We start from the raw sequence: 16982 nt of genomic DNA on the forward strand, positions 1-16982 counted from the left end.
GGGCTGCATAACAAGGCGCGCTATGGCGTTGGGGGAGCGGATTCCAGATACGGCCCCAGCAGCTCTCCCATCCAATTCATGAACACCTGCACCCGCACCGGCAAATGCCTCCGGTTCGGGTACACAAATGACACCGGTATCGGCGGCGGCCGGAAATCGGGCAACACCTCCACCAGCGTGCCATCCGCAATGGCCGACGACAGCCCTGCATACACCGGCGCTTGGATCATCCCCAGCCCCGCGCGGCATGCTGCGTCATAGCTCTCCGCAGAACTGACCGTCACCGCACCCTTCATCGGCCGAAATGCAGGGCGCCCATCCACCGTGTATTCCCACCCGGGCGACTTCGTCCCCAGCGTCTGCACGTAGTGCACGATGCGATGGTGTTCCAGGTCGTCAAGCGTTTTCGGCATGCCATAGCGCGCGATGTAGCCTGCGCTGGCGCAGTTGACCTGATGCAGTTGACCGAGCGGGCGGGCGATCAGGCTGCTGTCAGTGAGCGTGCCGATGCGCAGCACGCAGTCGAAGCCTTCGCGCACGGGGTCAACGCGGCGGTCGGTGCTGGAGAGTTCGATTTCCAGATCAGGATGGGCTTCCAGAAAGCCGGGCAGGGCTGGGATGACGATGCGGCGCGCCACGCCCACCGGCATATCCACGCGCAGCCGGCCGCGCAGTGCCTGCGGGTTCTGGCGGAACATCGTCTGCAGTTCTTCCATGTCGGCCAGCAGGTCCTGGCAGCGCTCGTAGAAGGCTTGGCCATCTTGCGTGAGTTGCACCTTGCGCGTGGTCCGGTGCAGCAGGCGCGTGCCGAGCATCGTCTCAAGCTGCTGCACCGCCACCGAGGCGGCCGGCTTGGGGATGCTCAGGCTCTCTGCCGCGCGCGTGAAGCTGGCGAGTTCGGCCACGCGCACAAAGATCTGCATGGCTTCGAGTCGGTTATTGGACATGGGGGCGGTCAGATTGTTATCTGTGAGCGAACGCAGCAATAGGATATGCGAGATTTATTCTGAGTTTTTCGCCCAATACCATGCTCTCACGGTGTGCGGCAGACCATCCCGCACCTTCAACCCAACGGAGAGCAACATGACGCAGACCCACACCCCCATCGCCATCGTGACCGGCGGCAGCCGCGGGCTCGGCCGGAACATGGTGCAGAAGCTAGCCCAGCGCGGCACCGACGTGATCTTCACATACCGCAGCAACCGCGCTGAAGCCGACGCCCTGGTGGCTGAACTGACGGCCCAAGGCCGCCGCGCCGCCGCATTGCAACTCGACGCCGGCAAGATCGCCACCTTCCCAGCCTTTGCAGATGCCGTGCGCGGCGTGCTGGTGCAGTGGAAAGCCGAACGCTTCGACTTCCTCGTCAACAACGCCGGTGTGGGCGTGCACGCCGCCGTGGCCGAGACGACCGAAGCCCAGTTCGACGAGCTGATGAACGTGCACTTCAAGGGCGTGTTCTTCCTCACGCAGATCCTGCTGCCGCTCATGGCCGATGGCGGCCGCATCGTGAACATCTCATCGGGGCTGGCGCGCTTTGCGCTGCCGGGCTATGGCGCGTATGCGGCGATGAAGGGCGCGATCGAGGTGCTGACCAAGTACCTGGCGAAGGAACTTGGCCCCCGCGGCATTGCCGTGAACGTGGTTGCACCGGGCGCCATCGAGACCGACTTCGGCGGCGGCGCCGTGCGAGACAATGCTGATCTCAACGCCATGGTGGCCGCCAATACGGCCCTGGGCCGCGCCGGCGTGCCGGACGATATCGGTGGGGTGGTGGCGTCGCTCCTATCGACGGACAACCGCTGGATCAACGCGCAGCGCATCGAGGCGTCGGGCGGGATGTTCCTCTGAGCCTGGGCGGTAGCATGGCGCACTTCGGTGCCGGGCGCGCCCAAATGCAAGAATCCGCAGCCTGACCCTTGCCTCAGCAAAATCAAAGCTAAAATATGTGCGGGTGCAGCAAAACTGCATCCGTACACTGGATTTGAGGATTGTTGAGGCGTTTATGTCGAAGGGTAACGGGCGCTCGCCGGGCGCATTGGATGTGTGGTGCTGGCTGCTGGGGCTCGTGCTGCTCCTGACGGGGCTGTTTTTTGCAATCGGCGGGGCCAAGCTGGTTTCGTTGGGCGGGAGTGCGTATTTTCTGGTGGCGGGCATCGTGACGGTGCTGGCGGCGATCCAGTTGTTCCGTCGCCGCGCCGCAGCGGTGCCGCTGTTCGGGCTGGTGCTGATCGGCACGCTGGTCTGGGCATGGGTAGATGCAGGCTTCGATTTCTGGCCGCTGGTGTCACGCCTGATGCTGCCGGCTGGTTTGACGGCGCTGCTGCTGGCCACGTGGCCGGCGTTGCGCAAGCGCGAGTCCAAGGCGCCGGCTGCGGGTGTGTCTTACGCACTGGCCGCCGCGATTGCGGTGGCGATGGGGATAACGTTTGCGCAGATGTTCGTGCCGCATCCCACCGTCGCGTTCAACGGCTCGCCGCAGCCGCTGGTGCCGCTGGACAAGAACATGATTCAGAAGGACTGGAGCCACTACGGCAACACGCCCGGCGGCAGCCGTTTCGTGGCGCTGGACCAGATCACACGCGACAACATCAGCCAGTTGCAGGTGGCCTGGACGGCCCACACCGGCGATGTGCCGATGAGCCCCACGGGCAGCGGTGCGGAAGACCAGGAAACGCCGCTGCAGATCGGCAACCGCGTTTTCCTTTGCACGCCGCACAACAACGTCATCGCGCTCGATGCCGATACCGGCACGCAACTCTGGAAGCGCGAGATCAATGCGAAGGCGCAGGTCTGGAACCGCTGCCGCGGTCTGGCTTATTTCGACGCCACGCAGCCGGTTGCGCAGCCCACCGCTGCGGGTGCCACACCGGTACCGGCGCCGGCCATCGCCGCCGATGATCCGTGCCAGCGCCGTATTCTGATGAACACGATCGACGCGCGTCTCATCGCCATCAACGCGGACGACGGCGCCCTGTGCGAACGCTTCGGCAACCACGGCACCGTGGACCTGAAAGCCGGCATGGGTGACGCGAGTGATCCGAAATACCAGCTCACCTCTGCGCCGACCATGGCCGGCACCACCGTCGTCCTGGGCGGACGCGTGGCTGACAACGTGCAGACTGACATGCCGGGCGGCGTTCTGCGCGGTTTCGATGTCATCACCGGGCAGATGCGCTGGGCGTTCGACCCCGGCCATGACGAACCCAATGCCGCGCTCAAGCCAGGCGAAACCTGGAAACGCAGCACGCCGAACTCCTGGGCGCCGATGTCGTACGACGCGGCCATGAACACGGTGTTCATCCCGATGGGGAGCTCGTCGGTGGACCTGTGGGGCGCGAACCGCACGCCGCTGGACCACAAGTACGCCACGTCGATCCTGGCGCTGGATGCCACCACGGGCAAGGAGAAGTGGGTCTACCAGACCGTGCATAACGACTTGTGGGATTTCGATATCCCGATGCAGCCGACGCTGATCGATTTTCCGCAGGCAGACGGCACCACCAAGCCGGCAGTCGTGTTCGGCACCAAGTCGGGCCAGCTCTTCGTGCTGGATCGCCAGACCGGCCAGCCGCTCACCCAAGTGGAAGAGCGCCCCGTCAAGCTGGCCAACATTCCGGGCGAGCAGTACAGCAAGACGCAGCCGTTCTCGGTCGGCATGCCGACCATTGGCGCCGGGCCGCTCAAGGAATCGGACATGTGGGGCGCCACGCCGTTTGACCAGCTGATGTGCCGCATCAAATTCAAGTCGATGCGCTACGACGGGCTGTTTACGGCGCCGGATACCGATGTGTCGCTGAGCTTTCCGGGGTCTCTGGGTGGCATGAACTGGGGCGGCGTGTCTACCGACCCGAACCACAAGGTCATCTTCGTCAACGACATGCGCCTGGGGTTGTGGGTGCAGATGATTCCGCAAAAGGCCGATGCCAACACGCCTGCCAGCAACGGCGGGGAAGCCGTCAACGCAGGCATGGGGGCGGTGCCGCTCAAGGGCACGCCTTACGCGGTCAATAAGGATCGCTTCATGTCGCCGCTGGGTGTGCCGTGTCAGAAGCCGCCGTTCGGCACGCTGTCGGCGGTCGATCTGACGACGCGCAAGATCCTGTGGCAGGTGCCGGTCGGTACGGTGCAGGACACAGGCCCGATGGGGGTCAAGATGGGCATGAAGATGCCGGTGGGCATGCCGACGCTAGGTGGCACGCTGGCCACGCAGGGCGGCCTGGTCTTCATCGCGGGCACGCAGGATTACTACCTGCGCGCATTCGACAGCAGCACGGGCAAGGAGGTCTGGAAGGCCCGTCTGCCCGTGGGTAGCCAAGGCGGTCCGATGAGCTACGTGTCGCCCAAAACGGGCAAGCAGTACATCCTGATCTCGGCGGGCGGGGCGCGTCAGTCGCCCGATCGCGGGGATTACGTCATCGCCTACGCGCTGAAGTAAATCAAGCTGGGCTGGACACGGCCGCATGCGCCAAATTTTTGCGCATGCGGCCGATTTTTATTGGGGAGCCCAACTTGGGCAAAGAGGGAACACAACGCATGTCGATTTTTTCTTCACGCGGGCGCGTGCGGCCGTATGGGCTGGTGTGCGTCGCGTTCGCGGCAGGGTTCGGCGCTCAGGCTGCCTGCGCGGAAGGCACTCAGGGCACACAGGGCACGGTCACGCTGTACGGCTCGCTCGATACGAGCATCGAAGTGACCAATGCAGGGAGTACGTGGACGCCACGGATGGATTCGGGCGCCTATCGCGGCTCACGCTTCGGCTTGCGCGGCGCCGAGCCGATCGGCGCAGACACACGCATTCTATTTACGCTGGAAAACGGTTTCGGCTCGGATGACGGTTCCTTTGCTGCGGCAGGCACGCTGTTCAACCGCCAGGCGTGGGTCGGGGTTGGCGCGCCGTGGGGCGAGGTGCGGGTGGGGCGCCAGTATTCGCCCATCTACATTCCTTTCAAGGGCGCGTTGGACGCCTTTGGCGCGGGCACGATTGCCTCGGGCCTGAACAATTTCTCCAGGATCACGCCGTATACCAACAACGGCATCACGTACTTGTCGCCCAACCTCGGTGGTTGGACGGCGACGCTGATGATGGCCGCGCGCGACAGCAGCAACGGTGGCAGCGGCACAGGCCTGGCCGGTAGTTACGAGACCATTGCATACAGCAACGGGCCCTTCCACGCGTCATATGCGCACCAGCAGACCAACGGTAGCGGCGCACTGCGGGCCAACCTTGGCGGCGTGTCGTACCGCATCGGCAAGACCACCGCGTACCTGGCGTTCTTCAACAACGATGGTGGCACGCCGCGCGCACACAACGATGGGATGTCGGTCTCGGCGCGCTATGCATTCAATGCGCGCTGGCGTGCCTCGGTGGGCTATGCCCTCGTGCGTGATCGTTCGGGCGGCAACGCGAATGCGGACCAGTTCAGCGCCGCGACCGAGTACGACGTTTCGCGCAGGCTCATGCTGTATGCAAGTGCCGGTGCGCTGCGCAATCACGGCAATGCCACCTTCACGCTGCGCGGCGTCAACGTGACGGGCTTGCCGACTGCCTACCCCGGCGCGCCCGTGCGTGGCGTGCAGATCGGGATGATCAATCGGTTTTAAGGCGTCCACGCCACTGCTTGACCGCACCGCGTGTGTGCTGACTCCGTATGCCATGGGGGATGCGCCTGGGCGTGTGTTGACGGTCCGCTTCCACCAAACGGGTGACAGAACCGCCTTGGCTGATCGGGCGCCCGCCAGTTGGGGGAGTGGCCGCCTCGCTTGATTGCGTTTGTGCAGGGCAGCGAATCGCAGGCCCGGGCAAGCCATTGCTCTCCACATTGGCTGATACCCGTTGATCCGCCCGATTGCGTGCACCGCACCGTAAGCTGCGATTTACACAGCAATAAAAATTACTTTACATGGCAATCGACAGCATTTCCTAAGCTTGGCTGTGCTTTGCAGGAAGGGAGAACAACAAGGGGGGGCCTCCACCACAAGACAGTCTCCGCAAGGGAGGTTCTCATGTCTCATCACAGAGCGACTGCGCTGCTGCGCAGAAGCACGCTGACGGCAGCCCTGATCGTCAGCCCCGTCGCGTGGGCGGCCACGCTGGTGTCAGGCCCCAGCCCGTTTGCCGGGTGCACCGTGGGTGGGGGCGCAGGCAGCACGAATTACGTGAATGCCGAGGTGGAGCCCTACGTGGCCGTCAACCCGGCCAACCCGACCAACTACATTGGCGTGTGGCAGCAAGACCGGTGGTCCGATGGTGGTGCGCATGGGTTGATGTCCGCGGCGTCCTTTGATGGTGGCGCGACCTGGGCACCGGTACCCCAGCCGTTCAGCACATGTGCGGGCGCGAATGCGCTTGGTTATGAACGGGCGTCCGATCCCTGGGTGTCCTTCGGGCCGGATGGCACGGCGTATTCGGTGTCCATCTCATTCGACCACTCCCGCAACAACAACGCAGTTGGTGCGGCGGTCTCTCGGGACGGCGGTAAGAGCTGGACCAACCTGACCACGCTGATTGCCGATAACGAGCCGAGCGTGCAGTTCTTCAACGACAAGGAATCCGTGACGGCAGACCCGGTCAAGCGCGGTGTTGCCTATGCGGTGTGGGATCGGTTGGAACTGCCTAACGACAATCCCTATGCGAACCAGCATGCCTTGGCGTTCCGAGGGCCGGCCTACCTTTCCAAGACCGTTGACGGCGGCCAGACCTGGAGTGCGCCCAGCGTGATGGTGAACACCCCGTCGGAGCACCAGACCATCGGCAACCAGATCGTCGTCAATTCGCAGACGGGCGCGCTGTACGACTTTTTCAACTACATCCACGCACCTGGTAGATCAGCGGCAGCGAGCACCAACAGCGTGGCGTTCGTCAAATCCACCGATGGCGGCGCGACCTGGAGCAAGCCGCAGATCATCGCGAGCCTGCAGTTCGTGCCCGTGACCGATCCGAACACCGGTGAGGCGCTGCGCACTGGCGACATCATTCCCGAGCCCGCGATTGACCCGGCCACAGGGCAGCTCTATGTGGTTTGGCAGGATGGGCGTTTCAGCGGTGGCACGCATGCCGACATCGCACTGTCGACCTCAACCGACGGCGGCCAGACCTGGAGCACGCCCAAGCAGGTCAACACGCCGACGGGCAAGGCGGCCTTCAACGCGATGGTGCAGGTGAACTCCGCCGGCACTGTGGCCGTGACGTACTACGACATACGCAACCTCGCGGCGGGCAACACGACCACGCTGCCGACGGACTACTGGCAGATCACCTCCGCCAACGGTGGGCAGTCCTTCGGTAGCGAAACGCACCTTGCCGGCTCGTTCGACATGAGGACCGCGCCGGTGGCACGCGGGTTCTTCATTGGCGACTACGCAGGGCTGGCGGCGGCTGGCACGAAGTTCGTGCCGTTTTTCATCCAGACCAACTCGGGCAACACCGCCAACCGGACAGACGTGTTCGTCTCTCCGTAACCGGCGCAGCTGTGCGGGCGCTGTCAGGCCACGGCCTTGGCGGCGGCCCGCCCGCGCAGCCACTCAAACGTCAGCAGCAGACAAGTCGAAAACACAATCAAAATCGTCGCCAGCGCAGCAATCGTCGGCGAGATGTTCTCGCGAATCCCGGTAAACATCTGGCGCGGCAGCGTCACCTGATCAGCGCCGGCGAGGAAGAGTGTCACCACCACTTCATCAAACGAGGTGGCAAACGCGAACAACGCGCCCGAGATGACGCCCGGCGCAATCACGGGCAGGGTGATGCGGAAGAACGTCATCACAGGATTCGCGCCCAGCGACAGGCTCGCCCGCACAAGGTTGTGGTTGAACCCTTGCAGCGTCGCCAACACCGTCGTCACCACAAACGGCACGCCCAGCGCCGCATGCGCGAGGATCAGGCCGATATACGTGTTCGCCAGCCCCAGCGGCGCGAAGAACAGATACATGCCGACACCGACGACGACCACCGGCACGATCATCGGCGACACCAGCACCGCCATCAGGAGCCCCTTGCCGCGGAAGTCCGCCTTGTTCAGACCGATGGCGGCCAGCGTGCCCAGCACCGTTGCCACAATCGTGGCAGCCGGCGCGACGATGAAGCTATTCTTGGCCGCCATGCGCCATTCGTCCGATGTGACGAGGTTCTGATACCAGCGCAGCGAATAGCTCGGAATCGGGTACGACAGGAACGTGCTCGACGAGAACGACAGCGGCACGATCACCAGCACCGGCAGCACGAGGTAGAGCAGCGTCAGTACGGCCAGGCCGCGCAGCGCGAAGTACCAGATGCGCTCAATGAGCGAGGTATGCGGGGCGAACATCGGTTTGGTGAATGTCATGATCGATGTCTCTTGTTTAACCAACGCGAACCTTGGGCCGCGTGAAGCGCCCGTACACCGCATACAGCACCAGCGTGGCGAGCAACAGCAGGGCGCCGAGCGCGCAGGCCATGCCCCAGTTGATGGTGACGTTGGTGAAGTAGGCCACGTAGTAGCTGACCATCTGGTCGTTCGGGCCGCCCAGCAGCGCAGGGGTGATGTAGTAGCCCAGTGCGAGGATGAACACCAGCAGCGCACCGGCGCCGATGCCCGGATACGTCTGCGGCACGTACACACGCCAGAACGCCGCAAACGGATGACTGCCCAGCGACACCGCCGCACGCTGGTACGTGGTCGGAATCGACTTCATCACGCTGTACAGCGGCAGGATCATGAACGGCAGCAGGATGTGCGTCATCGAGATATAGACGCCCACGCGGTTGAACAGCAGCGCCAGCGGCTCCTTGATGATCCCCAGGTCCATCAGGCCGTGGTTGATGAGGCCCTCGGTCTGCAGCAGCACGATCCACGCGGCCACGCGCACGAGGATGGACGTCCAGAACGGGATCAGCACCAGCACCATGACAAGGTTGGCGCGGCGCTCCGGCAGCGAGGCGATCCAGTACGAGAGCGGGTAGCCCAGCAGCAGCGCAAACAGCGTCACCATCGCGCTGATGACGAAGGTGCGGATGAACACCGTCACGTAGATCTGCTCGTCGGGGTCGGTTGGCTGGATGTGGCCGAAGGCGTCTTGCTTGTGGTCCAGCGCCGCCAGCAGGTAGAACGGCGACGTGCGGCTGCCGTTCTTCGCGATGGCCTGCCAGTAGGCGGTGTCGCTCCAGCGCTCGTCGACTTCGATGAGCTTGGTGCGCGTTTGTGCGGGCGTGAGCGCCAGCGGCTTGCCGTTGTCGTCGGCCAACGGCATGGCACGCGCGGTCTTGGCCACCAACGAGCGGAAGCCGGGGATTTCGGTGTTCAGGCGGCGGGCCAGGGCGCCCATCGCTTCGCCTTCGCTCACGGTGGTGAGGTCGGCGGCCAGTGCTGCGTAGGCGGCATCGGCAGGTGGCGATTTGCGGTCCCAGTTCTTGAGTGCGATCACCGTCTTGGGTAGCGCGTCGGCCACCTCGGGGTTCTGCACGGCGCGCGTAAGCAGGGCGCCGATCGGCACCACGAAGATGAGCAGCAGGAAGATGGCGAGCGGCGCCACCAGCGCCAGCGCCATGGCACGCCTGCGCGCCTCAGCGCTCTTCAGTTCGCGTTTGAGTTTGGCCGTCGATTCCGGAACCGATTCAGCCGCGATGGTCATGGTATTCAAGCTGCCCTCGCCAGATGCTGCGGAGATTCATCCGACGGATGCCATGCCGAGTCGACAGGGCATCCGCGCGGTCACTGCACTAAGGTGTTACTTCGATGCCCACGAGGCGAAGCGCTGCTCCAGCTCATCACCATGGTCGGTCCAGAACTGCAGGTTCTGCAGCACGGCGTTCTTGGCGTTCTCGGGCGAGTTCGGCATGTTGGCCTGCGTCTTGGCATCGAGCGCCTTGATGGCCGCCACGTTGGCCGGGCCGTACGCGATGTGCTTGGCGTATTCCTGCTGCGGCTTCTGCGACAGCGTGTAGGCGATGTACTGCTCAGACAGCGCCTTGTTCGGTGCGCCTTTGGGGATGGCCCAGTAGTCCAGGTCGTAGATGCTGCCGTTCCAGACCACCTTCAGGTTCTTGCCTTCGCGCTGCGCGGCGTCGATGCGGCCGTTGAACGCGGTGGACATCACCACATCACCCGCCACCAGGAACTGCGGCGGCTGCGCACCGGCTTCCCACCACTGGATGTTGGCTTTCAGTTGATCGAGCTTCTTGAACGCGCGGTTCTGACCGTCCTTGGTGGCAAGCACCTTGTAGACGTCCTTGGGCGGCACGCCGTCGGCCATCAGCGCGAATTCCAGGTTGCCGCGCGCACCCTTGCGCATGCCGCGCTTGCCCGGGAATTTCTTCACGTCCCAGAAATCGGCCCAGCCGGTGGGAGCGGTCTTGAGCTTGTCGGCGTTATACGCCATGGCCGTCGACCACACAAAGAAGCCCACGCCGCAGGTGCTCGGCGACTCGGGGATCAAGTCGCTCTTCTTGGCGATCTTGCTCCAGTCGAGCTTCTCGAACAGGCCTTCATCGCAGCCGCGGCCGATGTCACCGGATTCGACTTCCACCACGTCCCAGTTGACGTGCTTGGCTTCCACCATGGCCTTGATCTTGGCCTGCTCGCCGTTGTACTCGACCACGGTGACCTTGTTGCCGGTCTGCGCTTCGAACGGCTTGTTGAAGGCGGCCTTCTGTGCATCGCCATTGGCGCCGCCGAAGTTGACGACGGTGATCTCCGCCGCATGCGCGCCAAATGCAATGGCGAACGCGCCGGCAAGTACGCTCAAACGCGCCCATGTACGCAGTTGGGTGATGTGTTTCATTCCTGGCTCCTCTTTTGGCTTTGGCTTGTGGTTACGGCTCGTGGTCGTGGTACGCGGGCGCGTCGGGTGATGCGCCCACGTGGTCAGGCAAAAACGCGCAGGTGTTCGGGTGCGAACTCCAGCTGGATCGGCGCGCCCGGCGCAAAGCCTTCGAGCGCGCGCGTGCCCAGCGGCACCTTGACGAAACATTCGGGTTGATCGGGCAGGGCGCAGCGCATGCGCACGTGGTCGCCAAAGTAGACGAGGCCGCGTGTCTGGCCGGTGATCGCGTTGCCGGCTACGGAGGCGCCTTCTGCCAAACGCATGCGCTCAGGGCGGATGCAACCGGTGGCGGTAGCGCCCACGTTGGCACCGGCGATGTTGCGGCCGACCACGCGCGCGCCGTCGACCAGCTGAAGCTCGCAGTAGTCGCCGTCGATGCGGGTGACGGTGCCGCGCAGCGTGTTGCTGTCGCCGATGAAGTTGGCGACGAACTCGTTGCAGGGGCGTTCGTACAGGCTATCGACGGTGTCGAGCTGCTGCACGATGCCCTTGTCGAACACGGCCACGCGGTCGGACATGGTGAGCGCCTCGCCCTGGTCGTGCGTCACGTAGACGAAGGTCACGCCGAGCTTTTCGTGCAGAGACTTCAGCTCGTACTGCATGTGTTCGCGCAGTTGCTTGTCGAGCGCGCCGAGCGGCTCATCCATCAGCACCAGCTTGGGCTCGAACACTAGCGCGCGGGCCAGGGCAATGCGCTGCTGCTGGCCGCCCGAGAGTTGCGCAGGATAGCGCTTGGCAAAGCCTTCCATGCGCACCATCTGCAGCGCCTTGTGCACGCGGTCGGCGCGCTCGCTGGCGGGAATCTTGCGCACGGTCAGCGGGTATTCCACGTTCTGCGCCACGGTCAGGTGCGGGAACAGCGCGTAGTTCTGGAACACCATGCCGATGTTGCGCTTGTGCGGCGGCACGTTGTTGAGGAGCGCGCCTTCCAGGCGGATCTCGCCGCCGGTCGGGAATTCGAACCCGGCCAGCATCATCAGGCACGTGGTCTTGCCCGAACCGGAGGGGCCCAGCAGCGTGAGGAACTCGCCCTGGTAGATGTCGAGATCCAGGTGTTTGACTACGAGGGTCTCGCCGTCATACGTCTTGCGTACACCGCGAAAGCTGACGATCACGTCGTCGGTCTTCATTACTGCCTCCTGCCAAGTCGACGCTGATGCCGGGCTGGTCAACATGTCGTGTTGTGACAATTTGTGGAAGGACTATAGCGGCTCATGGTTTTATCAAGTGGACCCAATCCTGGTTATTTGATGGAGCCAATTTCCACGCTGCCGCCGGCCTTGCTAATGGGCGCGCGGGCCCGTGGCACCACAATAGGGAAAACCCCGGATGCCTTGCCCCGGCAAGCTCGACGGCGGATGCCGCGCCCGTATGGGTGTGCTGTGAGTGTAGGTCGCTGCAGGTGCGCGTGCGGTGGCCAAAACAGGGCCGGGATGGAACCAATTTCGCTCGACCAGCGGGCGGCGTGAAGGCGCCCGGAATTGGTGCGCCGCGTCGTCACGCAAACGGTGCACGGTGTACGGCCCACCGCGAGGCTACGGGAAAGGTGATGTTGTCGCGCAGCAACCCGGATCAAGTCCGTGGTTCGTCCGCCGATGCAAGGGCCAGGTAGACGCTCACAGTCAACCCGCCGCCGGGCGTTTCCGACAAGGTGACTGTGCCGCCGTGCATGCGCGCGATCTCGCGCACGATGGACAGACCCAAGCCGCTGCCATCGTGGCCTTCCGATGCGGCGCCCCGATAGAAGCGGCTGAACACCGCGTCGCGTTCGGGGGCGGCAATGCCGGGGCCGTCGTCTTCCACCTGCAGCACGGCCTGCTCGCCGAGCATGGCCATCGCCTGCCGTTTCACCCGAAGCGTGACGCGCGCGCCGTTGCCGGCGTAGCGGATGGCGTTGTCGAGGAGGTTGCCGACCAGCTCCTGCAGCCACTGAGGCTCGCCTGCCACGCTCACGGGTTCACCCTCAAAGCCGAGGTCGACGCCGGATTTGCGTGCGACGGGGGCCAATTCCAGCGCGACATCGCCAGCAAGCGTATCGAGACGCAGCGGCTGCAGTTGCGGCGCATAGCCGCTGTCGGTCTCCAGGCGGGACAGCGACAGCAATTGCTGCACACCGCGCGCAGCCTGCCGCACGGTGCCGTGCAGCGGCTGCAGATGGCGGCGGATGCGTTCACCGTCGGGCTCGCGCAGGGCCAGCTCGGATTGCGCCTGGATCACGGCCAGCGGCGTCTTCAGTTGGTGGGCGGCATCGGCAAAGAAGCGCTTGCGGGCCTGTAGCAGCCGCAGCAGCCGCGCGACGTATTGGTTGATGGCTTCGACGAGCGGGGCCACCTCTGCAGGCAGGCCATGTTGCGGCAGCGGGGCCAGTTCATCGGTGCCGCGACTGGCCACTGTTTCGCTCAACTGCCGCAGCGGCCGCAACCCGCGCCTGATACCCAGCCAGACAATGCCCACGGCCAGCACCACCAGCAACACCTCCTGCTGCAGCGAGCCGGCCAGGATCTCGTTGGCCAGCGCCTGGCGCGGCTCCAGCGTTTCCCCCACCAGCAGCCATACAACCTGAATCTGCGCGGACTGTGTGTCGCGCACCGGGACGGGCTGGGCGGCCATGCGTACCTGCATGCCACGGAATGCCGTGTCATAGAAGACGGTGCGATACGGCGGAGGCTGGCGGCCGCCCGGCATCGGCAGGCCATCGTAGCCGGTGAGCGTGGCACCGTTGGCATCGGCCAGACGGTAGAAGATGCTGCTGCCCGTCTCCGATTCGAGAATTTCCAGCGCGAGGTAGGGCAGGTCGACGGCGAAGTGCCCATCGCGCAGGCGCACACCATCGCGCATGGCTTTGAGCGATGCTTCCAGCGTGCGATCGAACGCAGAATGCGCGGCCGTCATGGCGCGCGAGTAAGTCAGCCATGCGTCGAGCGCGAGCAGCGCCAGCAGCGGCAGCAGCAGCCAGAGCGAGAGCTGCCGGCGCAGGCTCGATGGGTTCATTGGGCAGCGCCTTCGGTCGCTTCCAGCAGATATCCGAGCCCGCGCAGCATGACGATGGACACGCCGCTGCCGTCGAGCTTCTTGCGCAGGCGGTGCACGTAGATCTCAATCGCATCCGCGTTGACGGATTCGTTGATGCTGAAGATCTTTTCCGAGATGGCCGCCTTGTTGACAGCGCGGCCGTCGCGCAGCATCAGCACCTCCAGCACGGCGCGCTCGCGGCCGGTAAGGGCGAGCAACTCGCCGTTGAGTGTGAAGGCGCCGCTGATGCCGTCGTAGTGCAGCGGGCCGCATTGCAGCTGCGTGCTCTCGTGCCCGTGGCTGCGGCGGATGAGGGCGCGGGCGCGGGCTTCCACTTCGGTCAGGTCAAACGGTTTCGCAAGGTAATCGTCAGCCCCGAGGTTTAGGCCACGCACGCGTTCTTCCACGGCACCGTGTGCGGTCAGGATCATCACCGGCAGCGGGTTTTTGCGGGCGCGCAGGCGGCGCAGCACTTCCAGCCCATCCAGGCGCGGCAAGCCGATGTCCAGAATGGCCAGGGCGTAGTCCTGCGTGGTGAGCAGCAGATCGGCCGCGTGGCCGTCGTGCACGCAGTCGACCGTGAAGCCGGCCTGGCCCAGGGCTTCTTCCAGCGTGCTGGCCAGCTTCAGGTTGTCTTCCACCAACAGGATGCGCATATCGGACTTTTCTCAACAAGGCGCTGAGAAATACCGCCATCCCCAAGCGTTTTGAAGCTAGGGAAACCCCCAAGAACACGTGGCCACACTCCGGCAATTTCTCGCCGATCGAAAGTGAACTGAAAGTGCGCCGCCCATACGATCCGTCCCGCCCAGAGCCCGCCACAGCGGCCTTTGCGGAAAGACAACGAATAAGGGAGATCTGATGAACAAGACTTCGATGGCGCTGGCGGTGGTCGCGCTCGCCGCCACCACCGCAGCCGGCACGGCAGCCGCGCAATCCTCCAACGTGACGCTGTACGGGATCGTCGACTCGGGCATCGAGTACGTGAACCACGCCGGCCCGAATGGCGGCAGCGCCACGCGCCTGGTGTCGGGCGGCAAGAACACTTCGCGCTGGGGCCTGCGCGGCACCGAAGACCTGGGCGGCGGCATGAAGGCCGTCTTCAACCTAGAAAGCGGCATCGCCATCGACACCGGCAAGCTCGATACGGACGACACGCTGTTTGACCGCCGCGCGGTGGTCGGCCTGGCAGGCGGTTTCGGCCAAGTGGTCGCCGGTCGCACCTTCACCACCACGTACGACTTCATGCTGCCGTACGACCCGATGGGCTATGCGCCGAACTACTCGTGGGCCACGTCGTCCACGGCAACGGGCGGCCGCAAGGATGGCCTGTTCTCGCGCTCTTCGAACGCCGTGCGCTATGACGGCACGTTTGGCGGCCTGAAGCTGGGCGCGACCGTCGGCTTTGGCGAGGTGGCAGGCAACTTCAAGAGCTCATCCAAGTACGACCTGGGTGTCGGCTACAGCGTGGGGGGCTTCTCGGCCGCGGCAACCTGGGATCGCCAGAACGGCGCAGGCACGAGCACCACGCCGGCAGATACAACGGACTACATCCAAGGCGTCCACGCCGGTGCCAGCTACGACTTTGGCGCGTTGAAGCTGTTCGCGGGCTACCGCAACTACAAGCGCGCCTTCACCACGACGGCCGCCACGCAGCGCAGCGATATGTACTGGGCGGGTGCGAGCTACGACTTCACGCCGGCCTTCACGCTGTATGGCGCGGTGTACAAGCAGAACATCAAGGGTGTGAACAATTCGGCCGACCCGATCCTGTTCTCGCTGCGCGGCCAGTACGCGTTGTCCAAGCGCACCACGGCGTATCTGTCGGCGGCTTACGCAAAGGCGCAGAACGGCCAGAACGTGAGCCTCTCGCGTGATGTGGTCGGTTACGGCAACAACCAGGTCGGCGTGACGGCGGGTCTGCAGCACCGCTTCTGATCGGCCGGTCGACACGTCGATCGCTGTCACGAACACGGGCACCTTCGGGTGCCCGTTCTGTTGGTTTGGGCCGCGCTCAACAAGGCATCAGCCAAACGTCGTGCGGGCTTTCAGCATGCGCCGCAACTGCTTGAGGTCGTCAAACGCGGCCAGATCCTGCTCGGTATTGCGAATGCTGTGGCGGAGGGCCTCGATGTTGGCGGCAAGGTGCGGCAAGACCGAGTCCGGAGACAGCGCGCCCGGCGGGTGGACCCCATAAGTGTGCCGAAACCCCATCTCGGCACGATGGATCTGCCGGTCCAACTCGCGCACCTGGTCTTTCAGCATCTCGTTGTAGTGCGTCAGCCGCGCTTCGCTGAGGTGGTTGATCGCGCGCTGGTCGATGTGCTCCAACTCAAGCTGCAACTCCAGCAGTTGCAGCAGGTTGCTCTTGTCATAAGCCTCGTTGACCCGCTGCATGAGCCGGGTCTTGCGCTCCCGTTCCTGCGGATCGGTTTCCCGGTCAGGGTGCAGGGCGCTGGCGAGCTTGCGATAGACCTCGCGGATGGACAGGCTGATCTGCGCCTGCTCCTCTTCTTCGCGGGCTTCGGCTGCAAGCTGCTTGGGCGATTTTTGCCGGGCAGCCCGGCGCGCTTCGCGCTTGCTTGCGGCGGCGGCTTTCTTGGCGGCTTGTTGTTGGAGGTGGGCTCGGGCGCGTTGCAGCAGGTCATCCTGCGAATGCAGGTCGTCGTCATCCCCCAGGTCGACACCGAGCGCGGCCTCCAGCCGCGATTTCATCTCCGCGGCCTGCGCTGCGGCTTCGCGGTCGAAATCCGATCCGCTGTACTTGTTGTAGATGGGCTTGAGGCTGGCATCTTCGTGGATCAGGTCACCAGCCAGGTCGACGATGAGGGCGGAGATTTTCCGGCGCTCGGGCTTGGTGAGCCCGTCGAACTCGTAGGCGTGATCCAGGCTGTGGATCATCCGAATTTGCAATTCGGTATGGGTCCGCTTCAGCGGCAAAAGCTCGCCGGCATAGCGCGCCTGAAACTGCGTCGTAGTGGCTTCCCAGTCAGCCAGCCGCTTGCGCCGATTGTCGATCTGCTTGATCAGCGCGTTGAATGACCGCTGTCCTTTCGATAGCGTGGGCGCGTCTTGCTCGTTTTGGTCGGGCGCGATGCTGATGGGCGGACGACGTACCTTGCTCATGGGCTGGAAATGTTGCGGGCTCCGCTAAGGGAGCCCGCCTGTGCGTGATG

13 protein-coding genes are annotated in these 16982 nt (G+C 64.3%); 5 read left to right on the plus strand and 8 right to left on the minus strand.

Going from position 1 to position 16982, the window contains the following annotated elements; translation table 11 throughout:
• Window positions 1-20 precede the first annotated feature (20 nt).
• Complete coding sequence (locus tag NG900_RS10960) at window positions 21-947, minus strand: LysR family transcriptional regulator (protein ID WP_252680057.1); 927 nt, start codon at window positions 945-947, stop codon at window positions 21-23.
• A gap of 136 nt (window positions 948-1083) precedes the next feature.
• Between NG900_RS10960 and NG900_RS10965 the strand changes: the two genes are divergently transcribed.
• From NG900_RS10965 to NG900_RS10980, 4 genes are all read left to right on the plus strand, one after another.
• A complete protein-coding gene (locus tag NG900_RS10965; RefSeq protein WP_252680059.1) occupies window positions 1084-1848 on the plus strand; it encodes an SDR family NAD(P)-dependent oxidoreductase in 765 nt (254 codons plus the stop codon).
• Between the two features lie 154 nt (window positions 1849-2002).
• Window positions 2003-4435 (plus strand): glucose/quinate/shikimate family membrane-bound PQQ-dependent dehydrogenase, encoded by a 2433-nt coding sequence (locus NG900_RS10970; RefSeq protein ID WP_252680061.1) that lies wholly within the window; start codon window positions 2003-2005, stop codon window positions 4433-4435.
• 98 nt (window positions 4436-4533) lie between these two features.
• Window positions 4534-5601, plus strand: a complete 1068-nt coding sequence (locus NG900_RS10975) for a porin (RefSeq protein ID WP_252680063.1) — start codon at window positions 4534-4536, stop codon at window positions 5599-5601.
• A 402-nt stretch (window positions 5602-6003) separates the two neighbouring features.
• Entirely contained in the window at window positions 6004-7458 is a 1455-nt protein-coding gene (locus NG900_RS10980) for a sialidase family protein (protein WP_252680065.1), read from the plus strand.
• A gap of 23 nt (window positions 7459-7481) precedes the next feature.
• Here NG900_RS10980 and NG900_RS10985 read toward each other — a convergent pair whose 3' ends face one another.
• From NG900_RS10985 to NG900_RS11010, 6 genes are all read right to left on the minus strand, one after another.
• Window positions 7482-8318, minus strand: a complete 837-nt coding sequence (locus NG900_RS10985; protein WP_252680067.1) for an ABC transporter permease — start codon at window positions 8316-8318, stop codon at window positions 7482-7484.
• 16 nt (window positions 8319-8334) lie between these two features.
• Window positions 8335-9603 carry an ABC transporter permease gene (locus NG900_RS10990; RefSeq protein WP_252680893.1) on the minus strand — a complete coding sequence of 423 codons (1269 nt, stop codon included), beginning with the start codon at window positions 9601-9603 and terminating at the stop codon, window positions 8335-8337.
• Between the two features lie 96 nt (window positions 9604-9699).
• The gene (locus tag NG900_RS10995) at window positions 9700-10752 is read right to left on the minus strand and encodes an ABC transporter substrate-binding protein (RefSeq protein WP_252680069.1); all 1053 of its coding nucleotides are present in this window, start codon (window positions 10750-10752) and stop codon (window positions 9700-9702) included.
• An 83-nt stretch (window positions 10753-10835) separates the two neighbouring features.
• A complete protein-coding gene (locus tag NG900_RS11000) occupies window positions 10836-11924 on the minus strand; it encodes an ABC transporter ATP-binding protein (RefSeq protein ID WP_252680071.1) in 1089 nt (362 codons plus the stop codon).
• A gap of 442 nt (window positions 11925-12366) precedes the next feature.
• On the minus strand, window positions 12367-13785 hold the full coding sequence (locus NG900_RS11005) for a sensor histidine kinase (protein ID WP_252680073.1): 1419 nt from the start codon (window positions 13783-13785) through the stop codon (window positions 12367-12369).
• Window positions 13782-14462, minus strand: a complete 681-nt coding sequence (locus NG900_RS11010) for a response regulator (RefSeq protein ID WP_252680074.1) — start codon at window positions 14460-14462, stop codon at window positions 13782-13784. The genes NG900_RS11005 and NG900_RS11010 overlap by 4 nt, the downstream gene beginning before the upstream one ends.
• A gap of 205 nt (window positions 14463-14667) precedes the next feature.
• On the opposite strand from NG900_RS11010, the gene NG900_RS11015 reads away from it, so the two are divergent.
• Complete coding sequence (locus NG900_RS11015; protein WP_252680076.1) at window positions 14668-15744, plus strand: porin; 1077 nt, start codon at window positions 14668-14670, stop codon at window positions 15742-15744.
• An 87-nt stretch (window positions 15745-15831) separates the two neighbouring features.
• Here the strand turns inward: NG900_RS11015 and NG900_RS11020 are convergent, their stop codons facing one another.
• Window positions 15832-16932, minus strand: a complete 1101-nt coding sequence (locus NG900_RS11020) for a J domain-containing protein (RefSeq protein WP_420804143.1) — start codon at window positions 16930-16932, stop codon at window positions 15832-15834.
• Window positions 16933-16982 lie beyond the last annotated feature (50 nt).

The sequence above is a fragment of the Ralstonia soli genome, assembly GCF_023955655.1.
GTDB classification, from domain to species: Bacteria; Pseudomonadota; Gammaproteobacteria; order Burkholderiales; family Burkholderiaceae; genus Ralstonia; species Ralstonia soli.

Excerpts from the sequence above, each read along its gene's own strand:
- NG900_RS10960 (WP_252680057.1), bottom strand. The coding sequence starts at position 947 with ATGTCCAATAACCGACTCGAAGCCATGCAGATCTTTGTGCGCGTGGCC.
- NG900_RS10965 (WP_252680059.1), top strand. The coding sequence starts at position 1,084 with ATGACGCAGACCCACACCCCCATCGCCATCGTGACCGGCGGCAGCCGC.
- NG900_RS10970 (WP_252680061.1), top strand. The coding sequence starts at position 2,003 with ATGTCGAAGGGTAACGGGCGCTCGCCGGGCGCATTGGATGTGTGGTGC.
- NG900_RS10975 (WP_252680063.1), top strand. The coding sequence starts at position 4,534 with ATGTCGATTTTTTCTTCACGCGGGCGCGTGCGGCCGTATGGGCTGGTG.
- NG900_RS10980 (WP_252680065.1), top strand. The coding sequence starts at position 6,004 with ATGTCTCATCACAGAGCGACTGCGCTGCTGCGCAGAAGCACGCTGACG.
- NG900_RS10985 (WP_252680067.1), bottom strand. The coding sequence starts at position 8,318 with ATGACATTCACCAAACCGATGTTCGCCCCGCATACCTCGCTCATTGAG.
- NG900_RS10990 (WP_252680893.1), bottom strand. The coding sequence starts at position 9,603 with ATGACCATCGCGGCTGAATCGGTTCCGGAATCGACGGCCAAACTCAAA.
- NG900_RS10995 (WP_252680069.1), bottom strand. The coding sequence starts at position 10,752 with ATGAAACACATCACCCAACTGCGTACATGGGCGCGTTTGAGCGTACTT.
- NG900_RS11000 (WP_252680071.1), bottom strand. The coding sequence starts at position 11,924 with ATGAAGACCGACGACGTGATCGTCAGCTTTCGCGGTGTACGCAAGACG.
- NG900_RS11005 (WP_252680073.1), bottom strand. The coding sequence starts at position 13,785 with ATGAACCCATCGAGCCTGCGCCGGCAGCTCTCGCTCTGGCTGCTGCTG.
- NG900_RS11010 (WP_252680074.1), bottom strand. The coding sequence starts at position 14,462 with ATGCGCATCCTGTTGGTGGAAGACAACCTGAAGCTGGCCAGCACGCTG.
- NG900_RS11015 (WP_252680076.1), top strand. The coding sequence starts at position 14,668 with ATGAACAAGACTTCGATGGCGCTGGCGGTGGTCGCGCTCGCCGCCACC.
- NG900_RS11020 (WP_420804143.1), bottom strand. The coding sequence starts at position 16,932 with ATGAGCAAGGTACGTCGTCCGCCCATCAGCATCGCGCCCGACCAAAAC.